At 45.0% G+C, this 6,750-nt stretch carries 8 protein-coding genes and 1 tRNA gene; 1 reads left to right on the plus strand and 8 read right to left on the minus strand.

Features of this window, described 5'->3' with window-relative positions:
• Window positions 1-73: 73 nt before the first annotated feature.
• Window positions 74-682, minus strand: a complete 609-nt coding sequence (gene hxlB, locus ACP5KC_RS08005) for a 6-phospho-3-hexuloisomerase (RefSeq protein ID WP_236944858.1) — start codon at window positions 680-682, stop codon at window positions 74-76.
• A gap of 45 nt (window positions 683-727) precedes the next feature.
• Entirely contained in the window at window positions 728-1,198 is a 471-nt protein-coding gene (locus tag ACP5KC_RS08010; RefSeq protein ID WP_052884934.1) for an Lrp/AsnC family transcriptional regulator, read from the minus strand.
• A gap of 145 nt (window positions 1,199-1,343) precedes the next feature.
• On the opposite strand from ACP5KC_RS08010, the gene ACP5KC_RS08015 reads away from it, so the two are divergent.
• Window positions 1,344-1,455: transfer RNA gene (locus ACP5KC_RS08015), tRNA-Arg, on the plus strand.
• A gap of 14 nt (window positions 1,456-1,469) precedes the next feature.
• Here ACP5KC_RS08015 and ACP5KC_RS08020 read toward each other — a convergent pair.
• The 6 genes from ACP5KC_RS08020 to ACP5KC_RS08045 all read right to left on the minus strand — a co-directional run bounded on the left by ACP5KC_RS08020 (window position 1,470) and on the right by ACP5KC_RS08045 (window position 6,557).
• Complete coding sequence (locus ACP5KC_RS08020; RefSeq protein WP_191118499.1) at window positions 1,470-1,697, minus strand: hypothetical protein; 228 nt, start codon at window positions 1,695-1,697, stop codon at window positions 1,470-1,472.
• Between the two features lie 14 nt (window positions 1,698-1,711).
• Window positions 1,712-3,103: a single-stranded-DNA-specific exonuclease RecJ gene (locus ACP5KC_RS08025; protein WP_273434375.1), complete on the minus strand. Its 1,392-nt coding sequence runs from the start codon at window positions 3,101-3,103 to the stop codon at window positions 1,712-1,714.
• A 45-nt stretch (window positions 3,104-3,148) separates the two neighbouring features.
• The gene (locus ACP5KC_RS08030; RefSeq protein ID WP_052884522.1) at window positions 3,149-3,595 is read right to left on the minus strand and encodes a 30S ribosomal protein S15; all 447 of its coding nucleotides are present in this window, start codon (window positions 3,593-3,595) and stop codon (window positions 3,149-3,151) included.
• Between the two features lie 101 nt (window positions 3,596-3,696).
• Window positions 3,697-4,140 carry an adenosylmethionine decarboxylase gene (gene speD / locus ACP5KC_RS08035; RefSeq protein ID WP_052884521.1) on the minus strand — a complete coding sequence of 148 codons (444 nt, stop codon included), beginning with the start codon at window positions 4,138-4,140 and terminating at the stop codon, window positions 3,697-3,699.
• Window positions 4,141-4,172: 32 nt separating this feature from the next.
• A complete protein-coding gene (locus tag ACP5KC_RS08040; RefSeq protein WP_052884520.1) occupies window positions 4,173-4,736 on the minus strand; it encodes an adenylate kinase family protein in 564 nt (187 codons plus the stop codon).
• Window positions 4,737-4,748: 12 nt separating this feature from the next.
• A complete protein-coding gene (locus ACP5KC_RS08045; RefSeq protein WP_273434372.1) occupies window positions 4,749-6,557 on the minus strand; it encodes a type II secretion system F family protein in 1,809 nt (602 codons plus the stop codon).
• Window positions 6,558-6,750 lie beyond the last annotated feature (193 nt).

A 6,750-nucleotide genomic window follows, 5' to 3' on the forward strand; every position in this document is an offset into this window, starting at 1 on the left:
CTAGAAATCTTTCCTAGCCTTTAAGAAGCATTACCTTTTTTAGTTAACAACAATAGGTCAAATAGATTTTCTATTATATACCCTCTATATTGGCATGCCTCTTCTTCATGTCTTCCTCTGCAATGCCTAGGAGATTCATAAGAGCATATACTACGCCGTCAAAGAATATCATAACGGTATCTTCGAATAGTGTCCCTAGAGGGGCCAACGGCTCGTAGAGACCCATGACTTGTCTTGCAAAGTAGTCTGTCTCTGTAGCGACCTTTGTTCTTCCAGGGATTTTTACGATAAAATCACTCATCTTGCCCAAGGGCGAGTCTTCGAACGAGGTGACTGCTACTACAGTAGCCTTAGCCCTCTTTGCGGCCGATGCTACAGAGAGAACTATCTGTGTACTCCCGGAGCCTGAAACAGCTATCAAAACATCGTTTTCGTGAACAGAGGGAGTAATTGTCTCCCCAACCACATAAACGTCAAATCCGAGATGCATTAACCTCATAGCGAAGGCCTTCGCGACAAGCCCGCTACGCCCTGCGCCGAGTACGAGTATCTTGTTTTTATTTGCGAGGGCGGAGGTGAGTATCTTTAGGAAACGCGTCGTGGTTTCATTGTCTATTTGTTGAGATGCTTTAATTATGAACTCAGCTATGCTATTCATGGCTTTCTTTACGTCCTCTGCCACACAGTGATAATGGTACTTATAGAAAAAGCTTTTTCGTATAACAGGTTACTCAATCTTGATCCTTGTATCCTCCTTAATGACTCTCAACACGTACATGGTTTTCGTATTTTCAACACCATCAATGTTTCCAATCTCGTCGATAAGCTTTGCAAGCTCCTCCTTGTTTTTAACTCTAACCTTCAGGATGGTGGAGTATTCTCCCGTAACGTCAAATATTTCGTAGACCTCAGGCATTTTCTCAAGTTGTTTCAATACTTGACTGTACTTTTGAGGTATAGCTACAACAGCTATTATCGCGGTTACTCTCTTACCCACCTTTTCAGGATCCACAACAGCCTGGAATCTCTTAATTATGCCAGCATTAACCAGCTTTCGGATCCGTAGATGAACTGTAGCCTCAGATATTCCAAGCTGGCTTGCAATCTGGGAATAAGGCGTTTTAGCGTTGTCCTGCATAATCTCTAGGATTTTTTTGTCAATGTGGTCGATTTTTCCCTCAGCAATCTGCTCACTCATAATTTTCACCAATATACTAGCGAATCACTGGTTAAAAAAATTTTAGCTAACATCGTAATCTATCGTTACTGGTAGCCTAACGTCAAATTGAATCATTATACTAGTTGCAAAACATTTTTCTGGTAATTCCCTGTTTTGGAAAGCGGGGCCCGTGGCGTAGCCAGGAAGCGTGGCGGCCACGCTCTACTAGCGCCGCACTCCGGTGAGAATTGCTTGGAGATAGCCGTAGGTCCCGGGTTCGAATCCCGGCGGGCCCGCTTCGAGACGAGTTCTACTTCTCGAGAAGCTCTAACATTTGTAATAATCTGAGTATCTCGTTGATTATACCTTTCGCCTCGCCTAATCTTTCAGGTCTAAGTCTTATAGTGTAGAGTACTCTTTCTTCTTTCCAGTCAGAGGATAAGGACACTTCACGGGTACTGTAATCATCGACACTGAGGGCTTCATGGAACTCTCTTGATCCGGGGAGCTCAATTTTTATAGAAATTTCCCTTATCAAGACTCTCAACCCTACTATATTTTTTCGAGTAATTTATCCAATATTTTTTCATCGATAAGTGCTCCTCCAGCTGCTGGATGGCCACCACCCATGAATCCAAGTTCTCGAGACAGTTTTTGTAAAATATTTCCTAGGTCTATAGATTCATCAATCCTTCTAAAGGAGATCTTGTACTTTTCCCCGGTTGTCGGTGCAGCTATTCCAATAATTTTAATATGCGACGCCTTGAATTTCTGAGAAAAATCATTTGCGATAATTGAGCTCAAGGGACCCGTAAGTTTTGGGAGATTTTCATCGAGAAAATAGATTACACACTGTTTACCATGTCGTGCTATTTCTTCACCTTTCTCGAAGATCCTGGATAGCTGCTTAGCAAGAAGTCTCCTATATTCCTTTATGCTTTCCTCGACCCTAACTATGTATTTCCCCCTGAAGCCAAGGTTGAGCGCCATGGCTGTTCCATAGTGGTCAAGCCGGCCTAGCGCGTTTAGAACAAAAGCATATTCTCGAAGATCTTTTAATGGGCTAGCGTCAGGCTCTGGAACAAGATAATAGTTATATCCAAAGATTTTTTCGGCTTCCTTTACGTTTACGCCGTTACTAATCATGTATTTTATAAGCTCAGAAGCCAAGAGTTTTATCTCTTCCTGGGATAGAGAAGACGCTAATCGCGCGCTGTCGCCACTTCGAGGCTGGATACCTATCGACTCAAGAAACTTTATACATGCTGAGGGATTCCCGCTTAACCCCGGTATAAATGGATCCAGGGTGGAAGCTATGGCTTCAACTATGGTTTTCTTCTTGATGCCGAAAAGCCTGAGTGAAACAAACTCCTCTATTACTCCTAGCTTTTTTCCCTTCTCGACAATTTCCTTGTTTAAACCTGTAAGTGAGAATTTCTCACCAACATCGAGCCTGTCCCCCAAAGCCCCTGCAACGGCCACCGGGAGGAGACTAACTGAGTCTCCCAACACCCGCGATACAATACTGTAAGACAGGGAGGATGAACTTGTTTGAGTTGAGGCATCAACACCTACTAGGTAAGGATTTATCTCGATTAGGCCTTCCCAGCCATCACTTTTTGCAGGGACGTGGTGGTCAACTATTAATACTTGCTTGTTACTCGCGAACATTTTTATAAAGTCTTTGTATCCGCTCCCAAGGTCGAGGAAAATAACGTGTTTGTAGTTAGAGAAGGGGAGCTCCTCTAGAGTATCAGGATATGTTTGTTCCACAAAGACTAGCTGGAAGGGGACATCGAGTCTTGTAAGCATCCACGAAAGGATGGATGCTGAGGACAGGCCGTCGGCATCATAATGTGAGACAACGAGCACAGGGCTTTTTTCTCGTTTTATACCTTCAAAGAAGGGCAAAGCATGCGAGAGAAGGTCCTGTATACCAGCCATCATAAAGCTTCCTTAATGAATCGGGCAGATCTAACCCTAAAACCTTTACGTGTACAGGGCCATTTTCTCTGGCTCGTACTTCCAGTCGGGAGGTAACACTCCTTCACGTTTATAGTACTTGGACAATCTGTGGATTTTACTCTCAGTTAGCTGCAGGCCCCTCTTTGAATGATAATCCTTTGGGTGTTCCTCTAGGTGTCTTCTTATTCGCAATGCTCTCTTTATGAGGTTCATCAGATCTTCAGGTATCTCAGGTGTAAACCCTCTTTCTCTCAAAATTTTCAAAATACTCTTACCGGTTACAGCTTTAACCAATGGGATACCATACTGGTCGCGGAGAATAAGTCCAATCATCGAAGGGGGGTAGCCTTTCCTGTAAAGGGAAACTACAAGTTCTTCGACTTCTTCTTTACGCATTGTAACCCATTCTGGCTTCTTCAACTCATGCGGTCTCTTTGAGCCCGAGCGGCCTTTTTCCTTCGATTTTCGCATGAAGACCCCTGGTTAATTGATTTCCAGTATTTAAAAACTTTCGTTGCGCAGGATTCTAGACGGCTAAGCTGTGAAAAGATAATAAGGAAAGTAAAGAAGAATTATTTTGAGGTGACAAGGGCCTCGGCCTTCTTCTTCTCGGGTGGAATCCAGTAGCCTTCGTAGTTTTCAATTCCTACGCCACGGACAATCTCTAGGACAGTCATCTTTTTAGCCCGTAACCGGTCCCTTAGCATGTCAAGCCCCTTCCAGGGATCGGTATGCTCTCCACATGTGAAAACGTCTATCGCTGCGTAGCCATACTCAGGCCAGGTATGAATTGATATGTGAGATTCAGCTACCAATACATATCCGCTAACTCCATGAGGCTTGAACCGGTAGAAGTCATAGCTCACTACAGTGCTGTTTGAAGCAACTGCAGCGTCTATGAGGGCAGAGCGAACAATGTCTACACTGTCAAGTACCGTAGGGTCGCACTCGAACATTTCTACTATGAGGTGGCGTCCTACGCCTCCTCCTCTCACCCCACGAGTTTTGCCAGCCATTTTTCTACATTAAGGTGTAATGAATTTCAAATTTAAATAATTCCCCCTTTCTTCTCAATGAGAAAATAGTATTTTGTTAGCCAATCAACTGATCCAGGACGGTATTCCTTACTGTTTTCTTGGATAATTTTCGTAATAATTTCAACAATTTCACCTATAGTTTTTCCCGTAGTGTCTACTTCATATAATCTATCTCTTTGAATCCTCTTCACAGCTTTAATAAGCACGTAATCTAGAATTTCTGCCTCCAGGTTTTCTTCAATCTTTTCATAAACATACCCCCTCTCTTTTAGCCGGTCACGTAGTACAAGAGGGTCTAGCCTTAGCACAATAGCTTTAGAAATTTTTTTAGGAGGTACAGCCTCTACAAGGTGAGTGTCCAAGATCTCCTTACACGTCAGAATCTGCTCAAGATAACGGCGTGTTTTTTTCAAATCCACGATATAAGAGTCTGTACGCGCATCGTATTGAGTATAGAGTCCTTTATCTTTAACGATGTCTCCGAGGTTAAGATATTTTAAGCCAAGCTTCGAGGCGAGTTGGTGTGCAACAGTTGTTTTACCCACTCCAGGGGTGCCCGTGATTAGTATTGACATCTGTTTCCCGTTCTATAACCTTGGCATCATACCCGCTGTTATCTGCGGAGCTATTATCATTGAGACAAGGTTTGCCAACATGAGTAAAAACGCGTGCAGGAAGCCGGCTGAAACTCTCTCGGAACCAATCTTACCCGCTGCTAAACCCATCATGTAACTGTTAATTATAACTGGTGGGAGGAATGTACTAGTCAACTGCTCGGTGGAGATGCTTTGCCCGGCAAACTTAAGCATAGAGCCCATGAAACTAACCAGGATCAAAACGACGATTGTTATGATGAGGGCACCCACGTAGGGCATCAGCATTAAAGGCCTCAGAGCAGCCTTCTTCTCCTTCTCTACCTGTTCAAGTGTCTCGGCGTAACTCGCGAGGGCCTCCAGTGTCTGTGGCGTCCCACCCCCCACCTCGATACTCTCAACGAGGAGGAACATGGAGATTAACGCGAACCAGTTTTTCATACCACGTGAAAACCTTTGAAAGATCTTGCCGAGGGATACACCCCATCCAACCTGTGTAGCCATTTCTTGAAGATATGGAGTGAATCGACCGTAGTCTCGATCCTTGAGGTTCGTGATGCATTTTTCGGGAGCCATGCCTGTCTTCCTCACCTCTACGAGGTCTCTCAAGAACCGGGTTAAGCCGTACTGTATGCCCCCGAACTTTAGGGTAGAATAGTTTTCGGCTATCATGGGTGGAATCAGGCCTATGCTTGTGGAGATAATCATGCCGACGCCGCTCTCATATCCACGCTGCATTCCCAGGGCCTTTGTAATTGACTCTACAAGTGTGACAAACGGATAGAATACCGTGCGCAGTGCTGTGGAGAGTGGTGGAGGCACGAGGAAGGGTAGTGTTGTTGCAATGAAAAGAAATATTGTTAGTGGAAGCCCTAGTGCGAAGTATATTATGTATGGGGTGCTATCGTAGACGGGGTACTTTGGTTGCATAAGGTCAGCCAAGTAAATGAAGAGCCCTGAAAGCATGGGCATCACTATGTAAGATACTATCACGAACTGGAACGCACCCTGCTGGAGCCCGAGACCCGCCTGTGCTAGAGCCATGTTCACGACGTAAAGCACATATAAAGTCATCGATGTGAGCAAAACAATTGCCATGTATGATTCCATCAGTGCACCTATTCTCTCTCCAACGGTCTTTACTTGTGATACTCGTTCACGTAGCATGACTTCCGTCTGTCTCTGGAGATAGTGTACAACGTCCCCTCCAGCTCTCAACGTTGCTGCATAGCCTAGCATGAGCTGCTTGTAGCCATTGTGAGGGACTCTTTTGGCGCTCTCCTCTATGGCGGAAAGCGGATCCATACCAATAGCCTTTACGCTTATGAAGAAGCGTGTAGCCTCCTTCCTGATTTCCTGGAACAATACCTTGGGTGCCTTTGCGAGGCGTTCAAAGCTTGTATAGGGAGAGATTCCACCAGTAGCCATAACTGTTATGTATACGGATAGGTAGGGTATCTCCAGGTCAAACCTAGATACACGGGACGACACTTTTAACCTAGGATAGAAAAGAGCAAGAATAAACGTCAAAGATGCCAGAATTATCGGAGCGAGAATTGAAAGGGAGACTATCTGTAAGAGCCCCGCGCCTAGACGACTCATTATCATGACAAGAGGAGCGTCGAAGGCAAAGCCCAGTGCAAGGGCTATCAGAGTCAACATGACAACCCTCGCAGCATACGCAGGTGGATATACCTTCATGTCGGCTGAGGCTATGTCGTCCTTGAGCGGTGGGTAAAGCCGTATAATTGCCTCGCCGGCCCAGCCGAACAAGCTGTAAGCAATACCATCAAGAGAGGACATGCCTTTCGTAAACAAAGCTAGGAGTTTTGACAAATTAATTTTTTGCCGTGAGTCAACACAAATGCTACCCTGCGCCACTAGGGGCGGGCTCCCGGGGTTGCTCTTCTTGAGGGTTATGTTTCTCGCCTGGTGGTTGTATCTTTTTCTTCTTGGTGAGGTCTATGATGCCTTGGCATATTGGGGTGTAGGCTTC

Origin of the sequence: Infirmifilum sp. (assembly GCF_049970975.1) — an archaeon.
Taxonomy (GTDB): Archaea; Thermoproteota; Thermoprotei; order Thermofilales; family Thermofilaceae; genus Thermofilum; species Thermofilum uzonense.

What these genes read in the sequence shown, in the direction of transcription:
- ACP5KC_RS08010 (WP_052884934.1), bottom strand. Translation starts at nt 1,198, where the DNA reads ATGAGTGAGCAGATTGCTGAGGGAAAAATCGACCACATTGACAAAAAA.
- ACP5KC_RS08025 (WP_273434375.1), bottom strand. Translation starts at nt 3,103, where the DNA reads ATGGCTGGTATACAGGACCTTCTCTCGCATGCTTTGCCCTTCTTTGAA.
- ACP5KC_RS08030 (WP_052884522.1), bottom strand. Translation starts at nt 3,595, where the DNA reads ATGCGAAAATCGAAGGAAAAAGGCCGCTCGGGCTCAAAGAGACCGCAT.
- speD (WP_052884521.1), bottom strand. Translation starts at nt 4,140, where the DNA reads ATGGCTGGCAAAACTCGTGGGGTGAGAGGAGGAGGCGTAGGACGCCAC.
- ACP5KC_RS08040 (WP_052884520.1), bottom strand. Translation starts at nt 4,736, where the DNA reads ATGTCAATACTAATCACGGGCACCCCTGGAGTGGGTAAAACAACTGTT.
- ACP5KC_RS08045 (WP_273434372.1), bottom strand. Translation starts at nt 6,557, where the DNA reads ATGTCCTCTCTTGATGGTATTGCTTACAGCTTGTTCGGCTGGGCCGGC.